This window comes from Citrobacter sp. Cpo069 (assembly GCF_030332785.1).
Taxonomy (GTDB): domain Bacteria; phylum Pseudomonadota; class Gammaproteobacteria; order Enterobacterales; family Enterobacteriaceae; genus Citrobacter; species Citrobacter portucalensis.
Map to the genome: position 1 here is coordinate 130740 of NZ_JAOWHD010000062.1, position 20261 is coordinate 151000.

General features: G+C 51.4%; 20 protein-coding genes and 2 tRNA genes. 6 read left to right on the forward strand and 16 right to left on the reverse strand.

What is annotated here, in order from left to right; all coding sequences use genetic code 11:
* From OGY08_RS22440 to OGY08_RS22475, 8 genes are all read right to left on the reverse strand, one after another.
* Nucleotides 1-1668: an O-antigen ligase family protein gene (locus tag OGY08_RS22440; RefSeq protein WP_125363545.1), complete on the reverse strand. Its 1668-nt coding sequence runs from the start codon at nucleotides 1666-1668 to the stop codon at nucleotides 1-3.
* Between the two features lies 1 nt (nucleotide 1669).
* Nucleotides 1670-2212, reverse strand: a complete 543-nt coding sequence (locus OGY08_RS22445) for a fimbrial protein (protein ID WP_003830815.1) — start codon at nucleotides 2210-2212, stop codon at nucleotides 1670-1672.
* Nucleotides 2213-2221: 9 nt separating this feature from the next.
* A complete protein-coding gene (locus OGY08_RS22450) occupies nucleotides 2222-3286 on the reverse strand; it encodes a fimbrial protein (protein WP_125363544.1) in 1065 nt (354 codons plus the stop codon).
* Entirely contained in the window at nucleotides 3283-3888 is a 606-nt protein-coding gene (locus OGY08_RS22455) for a fimbrial protein (RefSeq protein ID WP_048214874.1), read from the reverse strand. Before OGY08_RS22455 ends, OGY08_RS22450 begins: the two co-directional genes overlap by 4 nt.
* A gap of 12 nt (nucleotides 3889-3900) precedes the next feature.
* Entirely contained in the window at nucleotides 3901-4677 is a 777-nt protein-coding gene (locus tag OGY08_RS22460) for a fimbrial biogenesis chaperone (protein ID WP_103015302.1), read from the reverse strand.
* Nucleotides 4678-4703: 26 nt separating this feature from the next.
* Nucleotides 4704-7175 (reverse strand): fimbria/pilus outer membrane usher protein, encoded by a 2472-nt coding sequence (locus OGY08_RS22465; RefSeq protein WP_048214876.1) that lies wholly within the window; start codon nucleotides 7173-7175, stop codon nucleotides 4704-4706.
* Between the two features lie 41 nt (nucleotides 7176-7216).
* On the reverse strand, nucleotides 7217-7765 hold the full coding sequence (locus OGY08_RS22470) for a fimbrial protein (RefSeq protein ID WP_125363543.1): 549 nt from the start codon (nucleotides 7763-7765) through the stop codon (nucleotides 7217-7219).
* Between the two features lie 69 nt (nucleotides 7766-7834).
* A complete protein-coding gene (locus OGY08_RS22475; RefSeq protein WP_003830808.1) occupies nucleotides 7835-8383 on the reverse strand; it encodes a fimbrial protein in 549 nt (182 codons plus the stop codon).
* A gap of 750 nt (nucleotides 8384-9133) precedes the next feature.
* On the opposite strand from OGY08_RS22475, the gene OGY08_RS22480 reads away from it, so the two are divergent.
* Together OGY08_RS22480 and OGY08_RS22485 are read left to right on the forward strand one after the other, a co-directional pair.
* The gene (locus OGY08_RS22480) at nucleotides 9134-9817 is read left to right on the forward strand and encodes a winged helix-turn-helix domain-containing protein (protein ID WP_008783775.1); all 684 of its coding nucleotides are present in this window, start codon (nucleotides 9134-9136) and stop codon (nucleotides 9815-9817) included.
* Nucleotide 9818: 1 nt separating this feature from the next.
* Nucleotides 9819-10337: a FidL-like protein gene (locus tag OGY08_RS22485; protein WP_003830806.1), complete on the forward strand. Its 519-nt coding sequence runs from the start codon at nucleotides 9819-9821 to the stop codon at nucleotides 10335-10337.
* Between the two features lie 156 nt (nucleotides 10338-10493).
* Here OGY08_RS22485 and OGY08_RS22490 read toward each other — a convergent pair.
* Both OGY08_RS22490 and dnaQ read right to left on the reverse strand, forming a co-directional pair.
* Nucleotides 10494-10570, reverse strand: a tRNA-Asp gene (locus tag OGY08_RS22490).
* Nucleotides 10571-10703: 133 nt separating this feature from the next.
* The gene (gene dnaQ / locus OGY08_RS22495; RefSeq protein WP_095533177.1) at nucleotides 10704-11432 is read right to left on the reverse strand and encodes a DNA polymerase III subunit epsilon; all 729 of its coding nucleotides are present in this window, start codon (nucleotides 11430-11432) and stop codon (nucleotides 10704-10706) included.
* Between the two features lie 64 nt (nucleotides 11433-11496).
* Here dnaQ and rnhA point away from each other — a divergent pair, with 64 nt between their 5' ends.
* Nucleotides 11497-11964, forward strand: a complete 468-nt coding sequence (gene rnhA / locus OGY08_RS22500) for a ribonuclease HI (protein ID WP_003838896.1) — start codon at nucleotides 11497-11499, stop codon at nucleotides 11962-11964.
* Here rnhA and OGY08_RS22505 read toward each other — a convergent pair.
* A complete protein-coding gene (locus tag OGY08_RS22505) occupies nucleotides 11961-12683 on the reverse strand; it encodes a class I SAM-dependent methyltransferase (protein ID WP_079935334.1) in 723 nt (240 codons plus the stop codon). The genes rnhA and OGY08_RS22505 overlap by 4 nt on opposite strands.
* Before the next feature lie 33 nt (nucleotides 12684-12716).
* Between OGY08_RS22505 and gloB the strand changes: the two genes are divergently transcribed.
* Nucleotides 12717-13472, forward strand: coding sequence for a hydroxyacylglutathione hydrolase (gene gloB / locus OGY08_RS22510; RefSeq protein WP_286566626.1), 756 nt, complete (start codon nucleotides 12717-12719; stop codon nucleotides 13470-13472).
* Between the two features lie 71 nt (nucleotides 13473-13543).
* On the forward strand, nucleotides 13544-14902 hold the full coding sequence (gene mltD, locus OGY08_RS22515) for a murein transglycosylase D (RefSeq protein WP_032942416.1): 1359 nt from the start codon (nucleotides 13544-13546) through the stop codon (nucleotides 14900-14902).
* 49 nt (nucleotides 14903-14951) lie between these two features.
* On the opposite strand, the gene OGY08_RS22520 is transcribed toward mltD, so the two are convergent.
* From OGY08_RS22520 to OGY08_RS22530, 3 genes are all read right to left on the reverse strand, one after another.
* Nucleotides 14952-15722: a class I SAM-dependent methyltransferase gene (locus OGY08_RS22520; protein ID WP_008783771.1), complete on the reverse strand. Its 771-nt coding sequence runs from the start codon at nucleotides 15720-15722 to the stop codon at nucleotides 14952-14954.
* 76 nt (nucleotides 15723-15798) lie between these two features.
* Nucleotides 15799-16599 (reverse strand): endonuclease/exonuclease/phosphatase family protein, encoded by an 801-nt coding sequence (locus OGY08_RS22525; RefSeq protein WP_008783770.1) that lies wholly within the window; start codon nucleotides 16597-16599, stop codon nucleotides 15799-15801.
* A gap of 131 nt (nucleotides 16600-16730) precedes the next feature.
* Nucleotides 16731-17906: an MFS transporter gene (locus OGY08_RS22530; protein ID WP_003830796.1), complete on the reverse strand. Its 1176-nt coding sequence runs from the start codon at nucleotides 17904-17906 to the stop codon at nucleotides 16731-16733.
* A 104-nt stretch (nucleotides 17907-18010) separates the two neighbouring features.
* Between OGY08_RS22530 and yafC the strand changes: the two genes are divergently transcribed.
* Nucleotides 18011-18925, forward strand: a complete 915-nt coding sequence (gene yafC, locus OGY08_RS22535) for a DNA-binding transcriptional regulator YafC (protein ID WP_008783768.1) — start codon at nucleotides 18011-18013, stop codon at nucleotides 18923-18925.
* 21 nt (nucleotides 18926-18946) lie between these two features.
* Here the strand turns inward: yafC and dkgB are convergent, their stop codons facing one another.
* A complete protein-coding gene (dkgB, locus tag OGY08_RS22540) occupies nucleotides 18947-19750 on the reverse strand; it encodes a 2,5-didehydrogluconate reductase DkgB (protein WP_003830794.1) in 804 nt (267 codons plus the stop codon).
* A gap of 164 nt (nucleotides 19751-19914) precedes the next feature.
* A tRNA-Asp gene (locus tag OGY08_RS22545) sits at nucleotides 19915-19991 on the reverse strand.
* Between the last annotated feature and the right edge of the window lie 270 nt (nucleotides 19992-20261).

The window sequence follows — 20261 nt, forward strand, 5'->3', positions numbered from 1 at the left end:
TCATTCCATTATTTTATTAAAAGGACGTCGTGCATCCTGCAGCCACGGGATACGGCGATCGTTTGGGTATATCAGGCAAAAGCGCGTCGCCAGACGATGCGCCTCGACCAGGTCGCGCTGTTGCAACGCCAGTATGATTTGCGTGAAGGAGACATTAGGGTCTGGGTGAACGCGCACATAGTCAGGCGCCCAGCGGCGAACCGCCTCCAGCCAACGTGCGTCCCGGGTACGCTGATACCGTTGCAGATACCCCATCTGGACATCAAACCGATAGCGACTGGTAAGAAGCCAGCCTCCTACAGGGAGCTGTTCGGCAAGATGCCACTGCGTTGACTGCCTCTCCGCCAGCGTCAATTGCTGTTGCGTGTGCAGCGTGAGAAGCAGCAATGGCGCGATGGTCAGTAACGAGATAAACCCTGCCGCGCGAATCAGCGACGTTGACGTAAGCGCCAGGCGTATTCCCGTTCGCGCGCTGTCTGCACATCGAAGCAGCAGGATCAACAGCAGCCAGTGTGGCGTTGACTGCCGGACGGGGTATTCCGTCAACATATGAATAACCACCGGCAGTGCCGCCACCAGGCTGGCGCGACGCCAGCAATTACCGTGCAGCCAGAGCCATAAACCACCCGCTATAAAACAGAGTGCCCCCGCCAGCCCAACCAGACCACCCTCCACCAACCACAGCACCAGTTCGTTGTGCGGATGCGAAATGCTGCCCAGCCCCAATGGCCCCGCGCGTTCGAGAAACACGGCAGCAAAACTGCCCACGCCCCACCCCATCCACGGGCGTTCGGCAAATAATGCCAGCGACGTTTTCAACACCGTCCAGCGCACTTGAGAAGTCGTCAGATGATCGACCGTGACCACAGACAAAAAATGGCGGGCCGTGGCCCCTATCGCCACGCCTAACGCCAGCGGCAGTAGAAGCAGCAGTAGCGTGCGCCATTGCGCCGGGAAAACCGCCAGCAGCAGCACTTCACCGACTACCAGAGACAGGTAGCCGGTTTGCGACTGAGATTCATGCAGCACAAATCCCATCATTACCAGGCCTATCCCAATGGCAATTCGATACCCGCGGTGCAGACGTAAAAAGAGCGGCGCTGACAGCAGCACACCGCATGCCGTGAAGCTGGCCATCAGGTTGACCTGCTGAAATATCCCGTAGGGTCGCGTACCGCGCCGCCAGGCAAACTCCCAGTATTCAACGCCCGGCAAATGCCAGTACTGATAGACAAACGCCAGACATTCAATGACGCACGCTCCCCATAGCAGAGCCAGCAGTGCCGTTAAGGTGTTTGCCGTGAGCGGAATTTGTAATGTGACCAGATAGACGCTCACACCGCCCAGTAACGCCCCCGCCACCAGCAGTGCCTCGGCCTGCCAGACATCAGGCGTTAGCAGGCAAAGCAACGTCAGGATAAACGCCCCGACTGTAAAACCCGCAGCGGGCACAGTGATGCGCCAGCGTTGACGAGGCACCAGCATCAATACGCTTGCAGACAGTACAACTGCGTAGATCCAGCTCGTAATATTAAGCGGCAACGACAGACCGCTGCCGCCGTTGTTCGGCCAGTAGAGATGCATGGCCCCACACCAGAAAAACAGACTAATACCGAGCAATAATTTCTGCGCAGGCAGCGGCGCAATGCGATTCAGTACGTTCATCATGCTACTGGTAGTTCAACGTCCAGGTCCCGCTGGCGCTGAACGGACCGTATTCGAGAGACTGATTTTTTATCGCCGATGGCTCCGCTGCGACCCACGCCAAGAAATTCAGCGTCATCGAACCTTCTGTTATCTCTTTGACTGACGTGCTCTCATCAAGGCGGATTGCCGTGCCGTCCTCTTCGCTCATCCCAATCCCGATCCCTGACGCACCGCCTTGTTCACTGCTATCCAGCGCCAGATGATCGGTCAGCTCCGCATCCTCACGACCGCTGAAGGTAACCGAGATCCCACGGAAAACCTCCGGGTTGCAGTCGCGTAACTGGATGCTGAATTTTTCCGGCTTACTGCGCCCCGAGAGATAGAGATCCTGTGTCGCGATTTGCTTGAAATCGACCTCGATTTTGTCGCCTCCCGGTGCAAGGCTGCAGGCCAGGGCTCTGATGGTGCCGTGAAAATACATATCGCCGCCGACCAGTTTGGTGTCGGCCTGCGCCATGCCACCTAGCAGTAACATACTGGTCGCGAATAACGCCGAGAATCTCATGACATCCCCCTACTGAAACTGCGCGACAACGGTGGCAGAGGCTTCAAATTCACCTTCTTTCACGCTTCCCACGCCCGGCTTTGCCACCGGCGCGGCGGTGAGATTCCAGTCGCCCTGATTCTGGTAAAACCCCTTCACGTTGTAGAATTGATTGGGCACGACGGTGCCACCACTTTCGTCTTTAAGCATAATGCCGAGATCGTCGCGCTTTTGTCCGCCGCTCAGCGTGCCAAGGAGATTACCGTTAAACCCCGCCGTGCCTGACGCCGTGGTCGTTTGTATACCAAGATTAATGTTCAGCGCGCCCTGATCGAAGCTCCCGCCTTCACAGACCACATGTATAGGGACCGACTTGCTGTAGTTAGTGCCGTTGAGCCGGGCAGCGGATCCAGGCAGATCGCCAAACTCAATGCTGATTTTGTCTCCCCGGTTGAAGGTGCATTTGTCCGGGACGGTAATCAGCCCGGATTTAATCACCACGCGAGAAATCGCCGTGGTTGGCGTAGGTCCCGCGCTTCCCATACGCCCGGCCACCTCCACCAGCGACTGGGAAGTGATATTGATGCCATTGATAATGGGTTTAGTGACAATAAACGTCACTTTCCCTTTTGAACCACTTTCAACGTTAGTCGCTCGCGTGTAGCCCTTACGCTTTTTACAGCTGTTGTTGCTGTTGCGGTTTGAAACGTTGGTAAAAGGCGCCTGCACATATTTTTTATAGCCCCCTGCAACCCACACCTGAACTTCCACATCCAGATACTCGTTTAGCCGAAAACGGTTCGCCCCCTGATTTGAAGGCGGCATCGTGGTTGTGGTGGTGTAGTAAATTGGTGCTCGGGAGATGTCAGCCTGTTCGCAATAGAAATTCACCACATACCAACCGCCCAGATTCCATGGGAACGGCTCCGTTCTGCCCCCCACGTGGTTTTTGCTGACATCCAGCGAGCTCAGTTCAATATCGTACTGATGCGGCGACCCACCTTCCGGCTCACCTTCTCCCTGTGTAAATGCCTGCCCGGCCAACGGACAGCCTGCCAGCACCACCCACAACAGCGTGTTACGTAATACACTCATAGATACTCCAGCTTGAGTCTGACCAGACCGTTAAATTCTCCGGCGGTCACCTCTCGCCCAAAAGATTCCAGCGCGGCAAGAAAATGAATGGCGTTATCGCCCGGTTTGAGGATCCACATGCGTTGCGGTTGGTTCAGGTGGATTAACTGGTTACGTTCAGTCAGTAGCCGGATGCCCGCGCCGCGAACATCGCCACGAATGCGCCCCAAATCGCTGTTTTCCGGTGCGCCTTCAGCCATTAGCGTCATCGAAACACCACGCTCCACCGTGCTGTGCGCAAGCTCAGGCATCTCACTGGTCTGCCCGGGGAAATCCCTTAAGGTATGACCGGAGCCCTTTAAACAGCCATTCAGATATAGCGTGACCAATACCGGATCGCTGCGATCGCCGCCCTGGCGAAATCGGCTGGCGGAAATATCACCAAGATCGATAGTCTGATCGCGGGAGGCCATATCCAGCACGCACGGCGAAACGAACACCCGACCATGAAAGCGGACGTTGCCATACTCGCCGGACACGTTGCTCATATCCTGGCGACCGCTTGTGGCCTGAACCGAGCAGGCCATGCCCGCCATCAGCAGAGCGCAAAGCATCTTTTTCATTTATGAATCCTGTTACCGGGGCTGTTGCTCCATCGGCAATGCTTTACACACATTGCCTGTGCAGCTGAATTTCAATTCGGGATGACCGCCAAAATCGTTCACGTACATCATGCTGAACTGGCTAACGCTGCCGTCGGTCACGCTGAAATCGAGAGAGGACTTTGGTGAAACCATAATCCCAGGGAAGTCAGTCAGCCTGTCGCCGCCCTGCGCTTCAGGCTTGCGGCTTAAGCCGATTAAGGTAACGAAGTACGGCGTTGGGTTATCCACACTCCAGCGCTGCCCCTGCTTATGAAAGACCAGTTGGTTTTGCCACACGGCGCCCGGTGTTTCCGGCACGATGGCGGTCGGACGGTAGAACAGTTTGATTCGCGACTGCATCGCCAGTTGCAGTACGTTCGGCTTATCCGGCTTGGGCGGAATTTCACGCACATTCAGGTAGAACAGACTTTCGCGATCCTGCGGCAGAGCGTTAATACCGCTGGTTTTTGTCACACGCGCAATGCCCTTTTGCCCGCCGTTAATCCGTTGTAGCGGCGGTAAAACCATCAACGGCGAGGTAATTTTTGTTCCATTGGCGTCTTCCACCCACGACTGAGCTAGAAACGGAATGCTCGGACTGGTGTTGGTTAAGTTCGCACTGACAGATCGCGCATCACCGGTGATAATCAGACGGGTACGGTCAAGTGCAATGCCCGCCCATGAGGCGTTGATCTCTGCAATAAAAAGCAGACCGCAGACCACGGGTTTGAGCCAACGCTGCACGGAGTAAAATGCTTGATTTTTCATGACAAAATTCATTCAGGTTATTGATATTATTCACAAGGCAACAGCACGTTACCTTCCGGGTTGATTTGTTGCGGCACCTGTAAGTGACACTGCGCGCGACCGCCCCAGGCAACAGAAAGACGCTCGGCTGGATTCACACCCGCAATCCAGGCCATGCCGTTTTCCATCACCATGGCGACGCTGACACCGTTGGCGTTAAACACTTCGGCACCAAACGGCGGTACCGAACCATCTTTCAGGCGCAGCAGCGCCATCATTTTTTGCCCCTGCGCCACGGCGAAGCGCTGATAACCAATCGCGCCTTCCGTCAGAGTGTTGGTGACAATGGCTTTAGTCGCGGAAATGTCCTCGTCCATTGCGTCCACATCGATACGGGTATCAAAGCTGTGATAGCTGACGACGTCCGGTACGACGGCAATACCGAAGCGGTTTGAGTGCGCCTGTTCGCCGTTCAGCGGTACATTCGCCACACCGTCGGTATCAACCATCACCCTGGCGGTATTCATCGACGCCTGGCTGTTGTGTAGTGCCGCACCATGACGCGTTGCGGTAAAGCCGCCGCGCATCGTGCCGCCAACGGAGAAATAGCGTGATTGCTGCCAGCTGACGTTAGATTCCAGTTCCGCCATCATGCTGCGATGCTTGTAGTAGCCATCAAACGCGGTGTGCCCTTCACCGGAAACCCCTGCGCGCAGTCGCCATGGATTGTTACGGTCGCGGTTATCGGAATACGAAACCATCTGACTGGTCTGGCTGCCGCTGTTTTGCACTTCATAATCCATTGAGCGGCCATCGCTCCATGGCACCGAAATGGACAGCGAAAGGCTGTCGTCCCGTTTGCCCTGATACTCAGAGCGGTAAGCGGCAAGGTTGGCGCTGATCCCCTGAATGCCTGCGAACGAAAAGCTGTGCCCCATCGACATCCCGTAACGATCCTGAGAGCCACGATCCCAGTAATTCTGGTGGGTATAGGTCAGGTACAGCGTGGTCGCTAATTGCGGGTCGTCAGCAAAAAAGGTCTTGTTACCGGTGATGGTGTACATCTCTTTTTCGTTGCCGGCGCTGTTGTTATTTTCATACTGCTCGTCGAGGAACTGCGAGAAGGTGCGGAAGTTACGCTGTGAAAAACGGTAACCGGCAAAGGTGATGGCGCTGTTATATTCATCAAAGGTTTTGGCATAACTGAGCTTAAAGGACATCCCTTTTTGTTCAGCCTGATGCTTCACCCGGCTCACGGATTGCGTCGCATCAGCCGACAGCGCGCCCAGCCAGCTCAAATCCCGCCCAATCCCCATCGACCAGGCGTTATAGCGATCGCCAGTCAGTAACGCGCCACCGTACAGTGACCACGCATTGCTGACCCCCCATGAAAAATCACCGCTATAAAATGCAGGTCCCTGGACGTCGTGGTTATAACGCGATGGCTTACCGACGGCGGCGTTATAACGAACATAGCCCGGGCGCGTCAGGTAAGGGATATCGGCCGTATTGACCTGAAAGGTTTGTACGCTGCCATCCTGCTCTTCGACGCGAACATCCAGCGTGCCGCGTACCGAGCCGTGTAGATCCTGAATATTAAATGGCCCCGCAGGAACGGTGGTTTGATAGATAACACGCCCCTGCTGACTGACGGTGACCTTCGCATTACTGCGGGCGATGCCGTGCACTTCGGGCGCGTAGCCCTGCAAATTCGGTGGTAGCATGCGCTCGTCGCTGGCGAGGTTAGCCCCGGTAAATCGGACTGAATCAAACACCTGGGAATTCAGATATATTTCACCGACCGTCAGTTTTGCAGCCTGCATCGGTAACGGGCGATAGGCATAGATCTGATCCCAGTCGATACGCCCACGATTTTCATCCGAAGCATAATTGGCCTGATACTGGCCACGAAAGCGCCACGCGCCGAGGTTAAAGCCCGTCTGTCCATAACCAGACAGTGAGCGGTAATGATCGCCACCTTGTTCGTAATGTGTGGCCTGGCCCGAAACGCTGTAGTCGAAAATCAGTCCCGCGACGCCGTTATCCCAGCGCTCCGGCGGCGTCCAGTCTGGATCGGTATATTTCATCCATGCCTGAGGCACGGTAATGTCCAGTACGCCTGCGCTATTATTCAGCACCACACCCGGCAGGCGGGAAATGTCATAGCAGGTCGCGCTAATCGGATGAATATAGGTCAGCGCCTCTTCTTTGAGCGCCAGTAATTCGAGCTGTTGCGGCGTCAGGCACGCCATGGATTTATGCGAGTTGGCAGGATCAACGATATAACGGATCGACTGCTGAGGGATCTCCTGGCTGTTAATACGAACATCCAACAGATATTCTCCGGGAGTCACAAAGTTGCCTTCGGAAAAACGCTGTAAATCGACATTTTGTCTGTCACTGGCATCCAGGACGTCAGTATTAAATTCAATAGACTCATCCGCTTCAGCCCATGAAGAGGCACAGACCAGAGCAATTAAAAGCGCCAGACGTTTTTTATCTGTTTTCAGCGTGATCATTTTCGTTCGCAAACCTTCAGATACCCGAATTGCTGTGCAGCTCAGAGATAATTCACAACAAAATGCGTGACTGCAGTAAATTCACCAGACGTCATTCTTCCGTCGCGGGAGATCAAATAAGCCGTAAAATTGAGCGTGTTTTTCCCGGGGTTAAGCGCATAATCCGGTGATGGCTCACCTAAATGAATTTGCTTGCCTTTGCCGTCATATATTTCTATCGCTAAATTTTCAGTTTCCGATTGCACGCTCAGATAATCAGGATTGTCACTATCCGGTGCGCCGGAAAAGGTAATATTGGCGCGTTGGAACAGATTCCCAGGGTGTTGAGAATCCCCTAATGAACATCCCAGCAAATGAATGCTGAAATCATGCGCAGATACTTTTTCAGGTTTTCCGGAAATATCTCTGGCTGAGAGGTCATCAAATTCAACCAGCAGCGACCGGTCGCGTGGATCGACATAACAGGCAGCCTCAATAATATTTCCCCGCATGCGCATTTTGCCGGGCGTACTGACAAGACGATGGGTGTCAGCCAAAACCCATGCAGGCGATATGAAGATAAAAAGCAGTAAAATACGCCATCTAGGCATCACCGCATTTCCTTTCAGTTATTCGCAGGAAGGGTTAAGCAGGCGCATAATTGCGCCCGCAGCAGATCGTTACTGATAATCGATCTGGAAATTAACGGTAGATTCGAAGTCACCCGGGGTTACGGCTGCGGATGCGTTGTTGGCCTGCAGATAAGCAACGAAATCAATGTCGGTTTCGCCATCGGTAATGTTGACCTGAGATGCGGCTTCGCCCCATTTCACATCCTGATTACCACTGTCAATCATACCGATGCCCGCGCCCTTTGCTGTACCCGAGGTAAATGCAGCCAGCGCATTGTTGTCGGTATCAATCGTTGCCGGGGTGTAGGTTACTGTGGCGGTTTTCGCAACAGTTGTATCGCAGCCCTGCAGAACGATTTTGGCATGCTTAACACCAGCACGTTGGTTGTCTTTTAACTGAGAAGTTGGGATCTCACCAAAATTAACCTGCACCGGGCTGGATTCTGGGGCCAGACCGCATGCGGAATTAACCAGAGAACCAGTGAAGTGAATTTTACCGTTAGTCGGTTCAACATTTTTTGCAGCGAAAGCAGAAGATGCAGTAAAAGTCATTCCCGCCATCAGCGCACAAGCCACAGCCACGTTTTTCATTTTCATATTACTACTTAACCTTATATCTGTTTTTTGGTTATTCCGACGATCTATTTCCACAGACAATTTATGCAAGGGAAACCCTGATCTGCAGGTGGCGGAAGTGCATTTCCTTGCAAACAATCCATCTCAAGCCACCCTGTATTTTGAACTTCATTGGTATTCCATCCGAAATACCGCCCACAGTTGTTTACGCTGTTTCGGGGCTTATATTAAGTCGACGAAAAAATGACACAATGCAAAAATCCGGTATTAATCAAACTCAGGGAATCGTGTTGTAACACTGTCTTTAGAGCGATCGTTTACCTAAAAAATAGCCAAAAAACACGCCAATACCAGTGTTAATGTCTATTATTTATAATTTTTATAGAGTTTTTATCTATCAACTATTTTTTTATTTAGCCAGAAGAACAGGCAAAATGTATTTATGAATGTTTTGTAAAAATGAAATTGGGCATCAAAAGCGAGTAATGACAATAAGATAGTGAAAGAGAGGAAGGAGATTGGAGGATTCTATTAGATATATTAAGAGATTGTTATATAAATATTAATAAAGCGATCTATGGTGCAATCATTTTTTATAAATGAATTATGTTATGCTATTGCTTCCCCCACTCGAATGCGAGATATCCTGCTTTAAAGGAGACATCAGTGATTTCTCATATACCAATAAACAAAATTAAATCCGTAATTATTGGTGAAGGCTTAGTTTTCAGACCACATAAAAATACCCTAAAAGACCTGGCATCTGGTGAAATGGCCACATTGAATAATGTGGCAACACAATTACTGCTCTATCTGTTGCAAAATGGTAAAGAGATATCCTCGCGCGATGAAATTCTGCGGAATGTTTTCCAGCATAATGGCGCCAGAGCGACGGATGCTAATCTCAATCAGCACATTTCATTTCTGCGCAAAGCAATAACGTCTACGGGCCATCCTGCAGAACTGATCGTCACCATTCCGCGAATAGGATTTCGGATGAGCGACGCCAGTATCAATATTCAGCAACTGGAGGAATCGCAAGCGCCCACCAGAATAGTCAATGTTGCATTGACGCCCAGGAAAAAGAAACGAAACCTGTGGCCTGTCACGATAACAACGTTAATTACCGGCATCGCCGTGCTGGCGACAGCGTGGTTAACATGGATACCCAATGAAATCGCGATGACGGACGCGGCGATCCTGCGAACTATCGACTACGAGCAATGCCGTGTGCATATATTAGGAAACGCCCTCACCGACACCATAACCGAAAAAAAAGCGCTGGATATTTTCAAGTCCGTGGGTATTAACCCCAACTGTTCGTACCCAAAAGATCTGTATCTCAATACCTGGGCAAGCAACCATAATCTGGTTGAGTGGTCGTTTGCCGCTGAATGCGGGCTAAACCTCGGCTATTACCATTGCATCAGCCAGTATCGCCATCATGAGGAATGATATGAAGCAGGAAAGCGATCACTCTCCTTTACTATGGTCAGTCGTGATTGCCATTTTTGGGCTAGCGGCTATCGCTTTTTTTATTATCGCCGGGAATGCGAAAAAACAAGAAATCAGTTTTTCCTGCTCCTCGGAATTCACGTCGATACTCGACATCCAGAATACAAAAAAGGAACTCCACGGAATAATGCTGATAACCAGCTACAACTCCGGACACCTTTCATTGTCAGTCCAGGGGAAACTCAAAAGTGACGACGGCGAGTTCGCTGTTAACCGAAAACTGTTCTTTCGCTATGCCCGTCCACTCGGCCATACCGCAGGCGTTTTTATGCTCACTCCCGATGGTCGGGAAAAATCCCCCGATGATGACGCAACGGACGCTGTCGACTATCTCTTCTTCGACGCTTACGAACGTGCCGACAAGCTGTATATGCTAAAGCACCTGAATGAGGAAACGGTTCTTATTGGCGATAACTTCTCACCCCGCTTCGCCTGCGTGATGAATCACTTCGCGAGTTAATCGCCTTCTGGATATGCGTCGGGTTAAGGATGACCTGATGTGTTGCCCACCCGAAAGCTCGGGCGCGGTCGATAAAGTATGGTAATGAGATTATTATTTTTGGCGGGCTAAAACGACGAAAGCCTGAATCATTTCTGATTCAGGCTTTCTGAATAGTGGCGGAATGGACGGGACTCGAACCCGCGACCCCCTGCGTGACAGGCAGGTATTCTAACCAACTGAACTACCACTCCGCGTTGTGTTCCGCTTGGGAACGAAGCGAATATTACGGATTGCCTCGCGCCTCGTCAACGCTTTTTCTCACGTTTTTAATCGTTTGCTGCAAAAATCACCCGAATGGCCATTTTCATACGGTAAACGTACAAACTATGCCCGCCAGAGGCAACTTCCGCCTTTCTTCTGCACCAGGTCAAGGCGTGACTCATGGGCCGCTAACTCTTCATCAGTAGCGAAAACAACGCGTAGTTTGCTGGACTGTCGCACAATACGCTGGATCCCCGTGTCATTCTGCTGCTGGCTGTCGCCTTCCATTGAGAACGCCATCGTGGTCTGCCCGCCGGTCATCATCAGATAAACGTCGGCCAGAATCTGGGCATCGAGCAATGCGCCGTGCAGGGTTCGTTTACTGTTGTCTATCTCATAGCGCGAGCATAACGCATCAAGGCTGTTTCGCTTGCCAGGAAACATTTTCCTCGCCAGCGCCAGGCTATCGGTTATTTTGCAAAATTCATTCGTCTTCGGAATATCACGCTTGAGCTTCGCGAATTCGTAATCCATAAAGCCGATATCGAACGATGCGTTATGGATGACCAGCTCCGCGCCGCGAATGTAGTCGAGAAACTCGTCGGCTACATCGGCAAACGTAGGTTTATCGAGCAGGAATTCGTCTGCGATTCCGTGTACGCCGAACGCTTCCGGGTCCACCAGCCGATCCGGCTTCAGGTAAACGTGGAAGTTATTACCGGTCAGGCGGCGGTTCACCACTTCAACCGCACCGATCTCAATGATCTTGTGGCCTTCATAGTGGGCGCCAATCTGGTTCATACCGGTGGTTTCGGTATCGAGGACGATCTGTCGTGTAATTCCAGTGCTCATAACGGTCATTTATGTCAGACTTATCGTTTGATTTCGATTTGCTAAAACAGGAAGTCTACCAGAGATGCTTAAACAGGTAGAAATTTTCACCGATGGTTCTTGCCTGGGAAATCCAGGGCCTGGTGGTTATGGGGCGATTTTACGCTATCGCGGGCGCGAAAAAACCTTTAGCGAGGGCTACAACCTCACCACTAATAATCGCATGGAGCTGATGGCGGCAATCGTTGCGCTGGAAGCCCTGAAAGAACAGTGTGAAGTAATACTCAGCACGGACAGCCAGTATGTGCGCCAGGGCATTACGCAGTGGATCCACAACTGGAAGAAGCGCGGCTGGAAAACAGCAGATAAAAAACCGGTGAAGAACGTCGATCTGTGGAAACGTCTCGATGCCGCGCTGGGGCCGCATCAAATCAAATGGGAATGGGTTAAAGGCCATGCGGGCCATCCGGAAAACGAACGCTGCGATGAGCTTGCGCGCACCGCGGCCATGAGCCCGACTCAGGATGATATTGGGTATCAGACTGAGGCTTAAGCGTCCGGTTTACGGTATTGCCGGGTCGCGCCAACGGCATGACGGATAGGCGTTTTGCTTTTATTTTGTTTCATCGGGTTGAGCGTAAGCGGAATGGTTCGCTTGCGCGCAACCACCAGCTGTAAACAGCCCAGCGCGGGAATATGGGCGCTTAACATTTTCCCGCCCTTCTTGTTCCAGGGCAGAACATGAAAACGACTATAGTGCAGCACTTCAAAATTCAGTAATGATAGCCAGTCCAGTTGACGCATGAGGGTAAACATCCGACTGTTATAGGGCGATGTCTTGCGCAATACGGGCACCAGTTTACGCAATCCCATCAAGCTTACCGGGTTAAAGCCGCTCAGAATCAACCAGCCGTCATCAATCAACACGCGATCGGCTTCACGCAGTAGGCGATGCGGATCGGAGCACCACGGTAACGTATGGGCCAATAAACAGACATCCACGGACTTATCGGCAAAGGGAAGATGCAAAGGATCGGCCGTCACCTGCATGGGAGATCCCTGCAAAGAAACATTTACCTGATGAGAAACCGCGCACGCTTCAGAATCGATTTCTGCGCTTAAATTACCAACCTTAAGCAGATGAAAACCGTACATTTTTGCAAACCACGGGTTAAGCTGATACTCCAGCGCCTCACGATAGTGTTCGCCCCAGGGCAAATCATCCCAGCTAACGGGCGCTACGACAGTTTGAGGGATCCTTGCCGGTTTCATCACAACCTTCCGTTACGCATTGAGAGGTAATCTATGAATCTTAACAGTATTCCTGCATTTCAGGACAATTACATCTGGGTCCTGTCAAATAATGACCAGCATTGTCTGATTGTGGACCCAGGTGAAGCGGCTCCTGTTTTGAAAGCCATTGCAGAGCATAACTGGGTGCCGGAAGCCATTCTGCTAACCCACCATCATCAGGATCACGTGGGTGGAGTGAAAGAACTCCTGCAACATTTCCCACAAATAGTGGTATACGGACCGGCTGAAACGCAAGATAAGGGAACGACACACGTAGTCGAAGATGGCGATATTGCACTCGTTTTGGGGCATGAATTTAGGGTAATTGCTACTCCTGGTCACACTTTAGGACATATCTGTTACTTTAGTCATCCTTACTTATTTTGTGGTGACACGCTCTTTTCTGGCGGTTGCGGTCGACTTTTCGAAGGTACAGCAACTCAAATGTATCAATCACTTAAAAAAATAAACGAACTTCCTGACGATACATTAATTTGTTGCGCACATGAGTACACATTAGCAAACATGAAGTTTTCCTTAAGCATTCTCCCGCACGATTCGTTCATAAATGAATATTATCGTAAAGTTAATGAGTTACGCGTAAAAAAACAAATGACACTACCCGTAATTCTGAAAAATGAGCGGCGAAATAATCTTTTTTTGAGAACGGAAGATATTGATTTAATTAATGAAATAAACAAAGAAACAATATTGCAACAACCTGAAGAGCGTTTTGCCTGGTTAAGGTCAAAGAAAGATACGTTCTGACAATTCCGGGTTGCCTTTTGAAAACTTCGCCGTTATGATCGGTCGTCTTTTAAGCAACTATTGACACACACATGAAGGCAAAAGCGATATTACTCGCCTCTGTCCTGCTTGTTGGGTGCCAGAATACTGGTAACGTCCAACAACACGCACAGAGCCTTTCTGCAGCTGGTCAAGGGGAAGCAGGAAAGTTTACAAGTCAGGCGCGATGGATGGACGACGGAACATCTATCGCTGCTGATCAAGATTTGTGGGCTTTCATTGGTGACGAGCTAAAGATGGGAATTCCGGAAAACAGCCGGATTCGCGAACAGAAACAGAAGTATTTACGCAATAAGAGCTATCTCCACGATGTAACTTTACGGGCAGAGCCGTATATGTACTGGATAGCCGGGCAGGTTAAGAAACGTAACATGCCTATGGAACTGGTACTACTACCCATAGTGGAGAGCGCTTTTGATCCTCACGCAACGTCTGGCGCCAATGCCGCAGGTATTTGGCAGATCATTCCGAGCACGGGGCGCAATTATGGTTTAAAACAGACCCGCAGTTATGATGCACGTCGCGACGTTGTGGCTTCCACCACCGCCGCGCTGGACATGATGCAGCGTCTGAACAAGATGTTTGATGGCGACTGGCTGCTGACCGTTGCTGCTTATAATAGCGGTGAAGGTCGTGTCATGAAGGCAATCAAAACGAACAAAGCTCGTGGTAAACCCACTGACTTCTGGTCGTTGCCATTGCCTCAGGAAACGAAGCTATACGTGCCTAAAATGCTGGCATTGAGCGATATACTCAAAAACAGCAAACGCTATGGCGTACGTCTGCCAACAACAGACGAAAGCCGCGCGTTGGCACGTGTTCGCCTGAGTAGCCCGGTTGAGATGGCTCAGGTTGCCGATATGGCGGGTATTTCCGTCAGCAAGCTGAAGACCTTCAATGCAGGCGTGAAAGGCTCCACATTGGGTGCCAGCGGCCCGCAATATGTGATGGTGCCAAAGAAGCATGCAGAGAAGCTGCGTGAGTCTCTGGCTTCAGGCGAAATTGCAGCCGTGCAGTCAACGCTTGTCGCGGATAACACGCCGCTGAACAGTCGTAGCTACAAAGTTCGCTCTGGCGATACGCTTTCTGGCGTCGCGTCACGCCTTGGCGTGAGCACCAATGACCTTAAGCAGTGGAATAACCTGCGCGGGTCATCCCTGAAAGTGGGTCAAAACCTGACGGTGGGTGCGGGTACCAGCGCACAGCGTCTGGCGAACAACAGCGATAGCATCACCTATCGTGTGCGTAAAGGCGACTCGCTGTCGAGCATTGCCAAACGTCACGGGGTTAACATCAAAGATGTCATGCGCTGGAACAGCGATACGGACAATCTACAGCCAGGCGATCAGCTCACGTTGTTTGTGAAAAACAACGGTATGCCGGACTCCTGATAGCATTGTAGAAATGAAGGCACTGGATTCCCCCCAGTGCCTTTTTTATTTATCCCGCTTTATGTGCCTCAACCATTATCGTGTCGCTGGTAAACGAGCCATCTTCCTGTAACGCAAAGTAGGCTTTCACGTCTGCAGAAGCACTTTGTTGGTATGCACGAATCGCGTCGCTCAACGCTGCGGGCGTGCGCATCCTCGCGACCCACGAACTGAACTCCAGCGGCAGGCGATCGGTTAACAAAGTATCGGCAATCAAATTGGCATCGTTGATTAACGACAGCCACTCTCCACTGGAATAGTTACGAACGTGCGAGGTATCGCGTAACGCCTCCACGGTTTGCAACCAGATATCACGTACAGGGTGGCCTGGCGACATCACATCCATCACAATCAATACACCACCGGGCTTCAGAACGCGGTTCACTTCCCGCAGCGCGCGTCCGACATCATGCCAGTGATGCGCAGAATAGCGGCTAATTACCACATCAAATTCGCTATCTTCAAATGGCAGACTTTCGGCATAACCCTGGCGTGTGGCGACATTCTCCAGGCCTCTGTCTTTTGCCGCCTCAGCGACCACCTCAAGCATCTGCGACGATAAATCATAAGCCACAACCTGCTTTACGTGTTGCGCGGCTACAAAGCTGGCATGCCCCGCTCCACATCCCATATCCAACACACGGGCCTGCGGAAATGCCGACAACCTTTCCCCCAGACGCAGCAAGTCACGACCAGAGGCGTGCACCGCACTGGTTAAATAGGCATTAGCCTGAGAGCCAAACTGTTTTTCGACGTTGTCATGGTGAGAGCGTGTTGTCATTGTGTTGTCCTTCGGTTGTTGTGAAATAGGAAGGGCAACCATCACAGGCCTGCCCTACGGCAGACCTGACACACCGTTATTGTTCAGGTTTGCCGGGACTGAATTCAACGAGTAGCGGGTTGTGATCGGATGCACGGGTGACCAGCACAGAGGCTTCACTCACGTTCAGACCACGATAGAACACAAAATCGAGAGGGCGACCAAACGCGCGTCGGCGCTGATCGTCAGTAAAACGTACCTGGCGCAGCGACATTTCACGCGCAAAGCGGTACAGCGCATTCATCCGTCGACGGCTCCAGGCATTGAAATCGCCGGCCATAATAACCGGACCGCTGTGATGAGCGATCTGATCGCCAATGGGAAGTAACTGCTTACTATAAACATCGACGCCGAGGCTAAAGTTAACCGCGTGGATATTCACCACCATTAATAATCGAGAGTCAGGCAGCGGATACACCGTTACCAGAGCCGATTTCGCCAGCCGTAAAATAGGCTCACGCTCGCGCAATGGACAACAGTAAACAGGATGAGCAGCAGAGAGCGTCATGACGCCAGAGGGATGCTGAGGCAGCACAAAGGCAGGAACCTGATCGGCAGCAAGGTAGTTAGCGGTCGCAAACTGCACCAGTTCAGGCGTGGTTTGCGCTTCCTGTAATAATACCAGATGCGCATCTTTGCCAAAATTCTTCAGCACCGACTGCCATTCTGCGCGCTGCTGTTTAAAAATATTCCATACCAGCACGCGAATGCGGTCTTCACTGCTTAACGGAACGCCTGCGGGTAATGCCTGGCCAATATGCGCAAACGACCCCGGCGGTAAAATCCGCTCGGCGGGTTGTCCGGCAACATAACGCATGGCATAGGTGTTTTTTCGCACTTTAGACTTTCAAACCTCTGTAACGTCAACCAGTCCGCAGCCGGACTGGTTCTTCTGTTATAGGGATTTTAGCACTCACTTTCAACGAACAATTGCAGTTTGTTTTGTAAGTGGGCGCTTACATCAATGATTTACCCCAGAGCAACACGCACGGGTTTATCAAGACGACCGCTGACACCCATCAGCAGGAAAGCTACCAGAACAATGAGGGCGCCAATCCACGGCGTCTGCGCTAAACCATAATGCTCGACCGTTTGCCCGCCAATCACTGACCCCAGCGCAATCCCAATGTTAAACGCCGCAATGTTTAACCCTGACGCCACATCTACAGCATTTGGCGTAAATTGCTCAGCTTTCTGTACCACGTAGACCTGCAATCCCGGTACGTTACCAAAGGCAAAGATCCCCATCACCAGAATGGTAGCCAGCGCGGCGTATTGCGTAGAGGCCGTCAGTTGGAAGACCATCAGCAGAACAAACAGCGCGGCGAAAATGAATTTCAGCGCAGGAACCGCACCATGTTTATCCGCCAGCTTACCGCCCCAGATATTACCGATAGCCACTGAAACACCGTAACCCAGTAAGATCCAGCTTACTGCTGCCGGGGAGAACCCCGCCAGATCCTGCATCATCGGCGCAAGGAAGGTGAATGCCGTGAATACACCGCCGTAGCCCAGTGCCGTAACGGCGTAAATCAGCAACAGACGGGGATGAGTCAGCACCTTCACCTGGTCGCGAATGCTGGCGGCAGCACGACCGGGAATGTTGGCAGGGATCAGTAACTGGCTACTGATCAGTGCAATCACGCCTAACATTGATACCGCGAGGAAAGTCTCACGCCAGCCAAAGTGCTGACCGATAAATGTTCCCAGCGGCACGCCGGTGACCAGCGCCACCGTTAAGCCACCAAACATAATGGCAATGGCGGAAGCTGCTTTCTCTTTTGGCACCAAACTTGTCGCGATGGTAGAACCAATCGAGAAGAATACGCCATGTGCCAGCCCAGTCAGCAGACGAGCAACAATGAGTGTCATATACCCGGGTGCCTGCCATGCCAGCAAATTCCCCGCCGTAAACAGAACCATCAGCGCAACCAGTAACTGTTTACGTGGCAGGCGTCCGGTCAGAGCGGTCAGTACCGGCGCGCCAATTGCCACACCCAGCGCATAGATTGAAACCAGCATCCCGGCGGAAGGTAACGAGATCGCCAGCTGTTGAGCGATGGTCGGCACCAGACCAACAATCACAAACTCAGTAGTGCCTATAGCGAAGGCACTTATTGTTAGTGCAAATAAAGCGAGAGGCATAAATAACTCCGTAACATCAGTAATCAGATGACACGCAGTATGCCTGGATGTTTTAATGACAAAAATATTCAAAATCTCAATATAATTTTGCTTCAGGTGCAAAAATGAAAGCAACCTCCGAAGAACTTGCAATTTTTGTGGCGGTAGTGGAAAGCGGCAGCTTTAGCCGGGCGGCAGAACAGCTTGGACAAGCCAATTCCGCGGTCAGCCGGGCAGTAAAAAAGCTGGAGATGAAACTGGGCGTCAGTTTGCTTAATCGCACGACCCGACAGCTAAGCCTGACCGAAGAAGGAGAGCGCTACTTCAGGCGGGTGCAGCAGATACTGCAAGAGATGGCTGCAGCAGAAACTGAAATCATGGAGTCGCGTAATACTCCGCGCGGCCTGCTGCGCATCGACGCAGCAACACCGGTGATGTTGCATTTCCTGATGCCGCTAATCAAGCCGTTCCGGGAGCGGTATCCCGAGATGACGCTGTCTCTCGTCTCCTCAGAAACGTTCATCAATCTTATTGAACGAAAAGTGGATGTTGCTATACGAGCGGGTACGCTGACTGACTCGAGCCTACGTGCGCGTCCGCTATTTACCAGCTATCGTAAGATTATTGCCTCACCGGACTACATTGCCCGTTTTGGCAAGCCAGAGAGCGTCGAGGAGTTAAACCAGCATCTGTGCCTGGGGTTTTCCGAACCAGTTTCACTCAATACCTGGCCGATTGCCTGTAGCGACGGACAGCTGCATGAGGTCGAGTGCGGAATTTCTTCCAACAGTGGAGAAACGCTAAAACAGCTTTGCCTGAATGGCAACGGCATCGCATGTCTTTCAGATTATATGATAGATAAAGAGATCGCGCGGGGTGAACTGGTGGAGTTATTGGCAGATAAACGTCTGCCGGTAGAGATGCCTTTTAGCGCAGTTTATTACAGCGATCGTGCCGTCAGTACGCGCATCCGGGCATTTATCGACTTTTTAAGTGAATATATAAGAACAGCTCCCGAAGGAGCTGTGAAAGAGGGTTAATGGGTACAGAGGGTCAGGCAATTAATCCCAATCAGGGGCCAGGCCTTCCGGGCTGACCAGACGATCGTTGCAGTCCAGTGCCGCGATCGCTTTTTTATCTTCAGCATCCAGATGCAGTTCCAGCGCCAGCAGGTTGCTTGCCAGGTTTTCACGTTTGGTAGAAGAAGGAATTACGGAGTAACCTTCCCCCATTGCCCATGCCAGAATAACCTGCGCCGGGGTCGCGTTATGTTTGGCGGCAATGTGCGCAATCACTTCATCTTTCAGCGCTTTACCGTAAGCCAGCGTCATGTAAGAGGTGATGTGGATACCGTGTGCTTTCGCCCAGTCAACCACCTTACGGCTCTGCAGATACGGAGACAGCTCAATCTGATTGGTCGCAATGTTCTCTGCACCTACTGCGGCAATGGCTTTTTCCATCAGCGGAATGGTGAAGTTTGAGATACCAATTTCGCGAGTCAGCCCCTGCTGTTTTGCTTCGAGCAGCGCCTGCATGAATTCCTCAACAGATACCGCATCACCTGGAGATGGCCAGTGGATCAGCGTCAGATCGACATAATCTGTACGCAACTTCTTCAGGCTTTCTTTCAGACTTGGGATCAGTTTTTCTTTGCTGAGATTTTCAATCCAGATCTTGGTGGTGATATACAGCTCGTTACGCGGTACGCCACTTTCGGCAATCGCCTGACCAACAGCCGCTTCATTATCATAGATTTGCGCAGTGTCGACAGCACGGTAGCCTAGCTCAAGCGCCGTTTTAACAGAAGCGATAACCACGTCGTCTTTCAGGCGGAAAGTACCTAAACCGAATGCAGGGATAGTCATAGAATTCCTCTTTTTAATCACTATGTTCGTTAACTGAGAGGATTATGAGCTTAAGCTCTTTATAGAAAAAGAGTGAAAAATGCAGAGGATTTTTGCGGATTCAGCAATAATTAAATTGCAGACAAAGAAAAAGCCCTGAGCGTTAGCTCAGGGCTCTTAATAAGTGGCGGAACGGACGGGACTCGAACCCGCGACCCCCTGCGTGACAGGCAGGTATTCTAACCAACTGAACTACCGCTCCACCGAATTTCTTTGTCACCACCCGGATTTTCATCCCGGTTTGCTGCAATTTGATGCCTGGCAGTTTATGAATCACTTTGTGATTCACCCTTCGGGCCGTTGCTTCGCAACGTTCAAAAGCTTTCGCTTTTGTCCTACTCTCTATCGAGTAGTGAACTGCCTCGAAAGTCAGTGCCATACTTCTAATTTGGTGCCTGGCAGTTCCCTACTCTCGCATGGGGAGACCCCACACTACCATCGGCGCTACGGCGTTTCACTTCTGAGTTCGGCA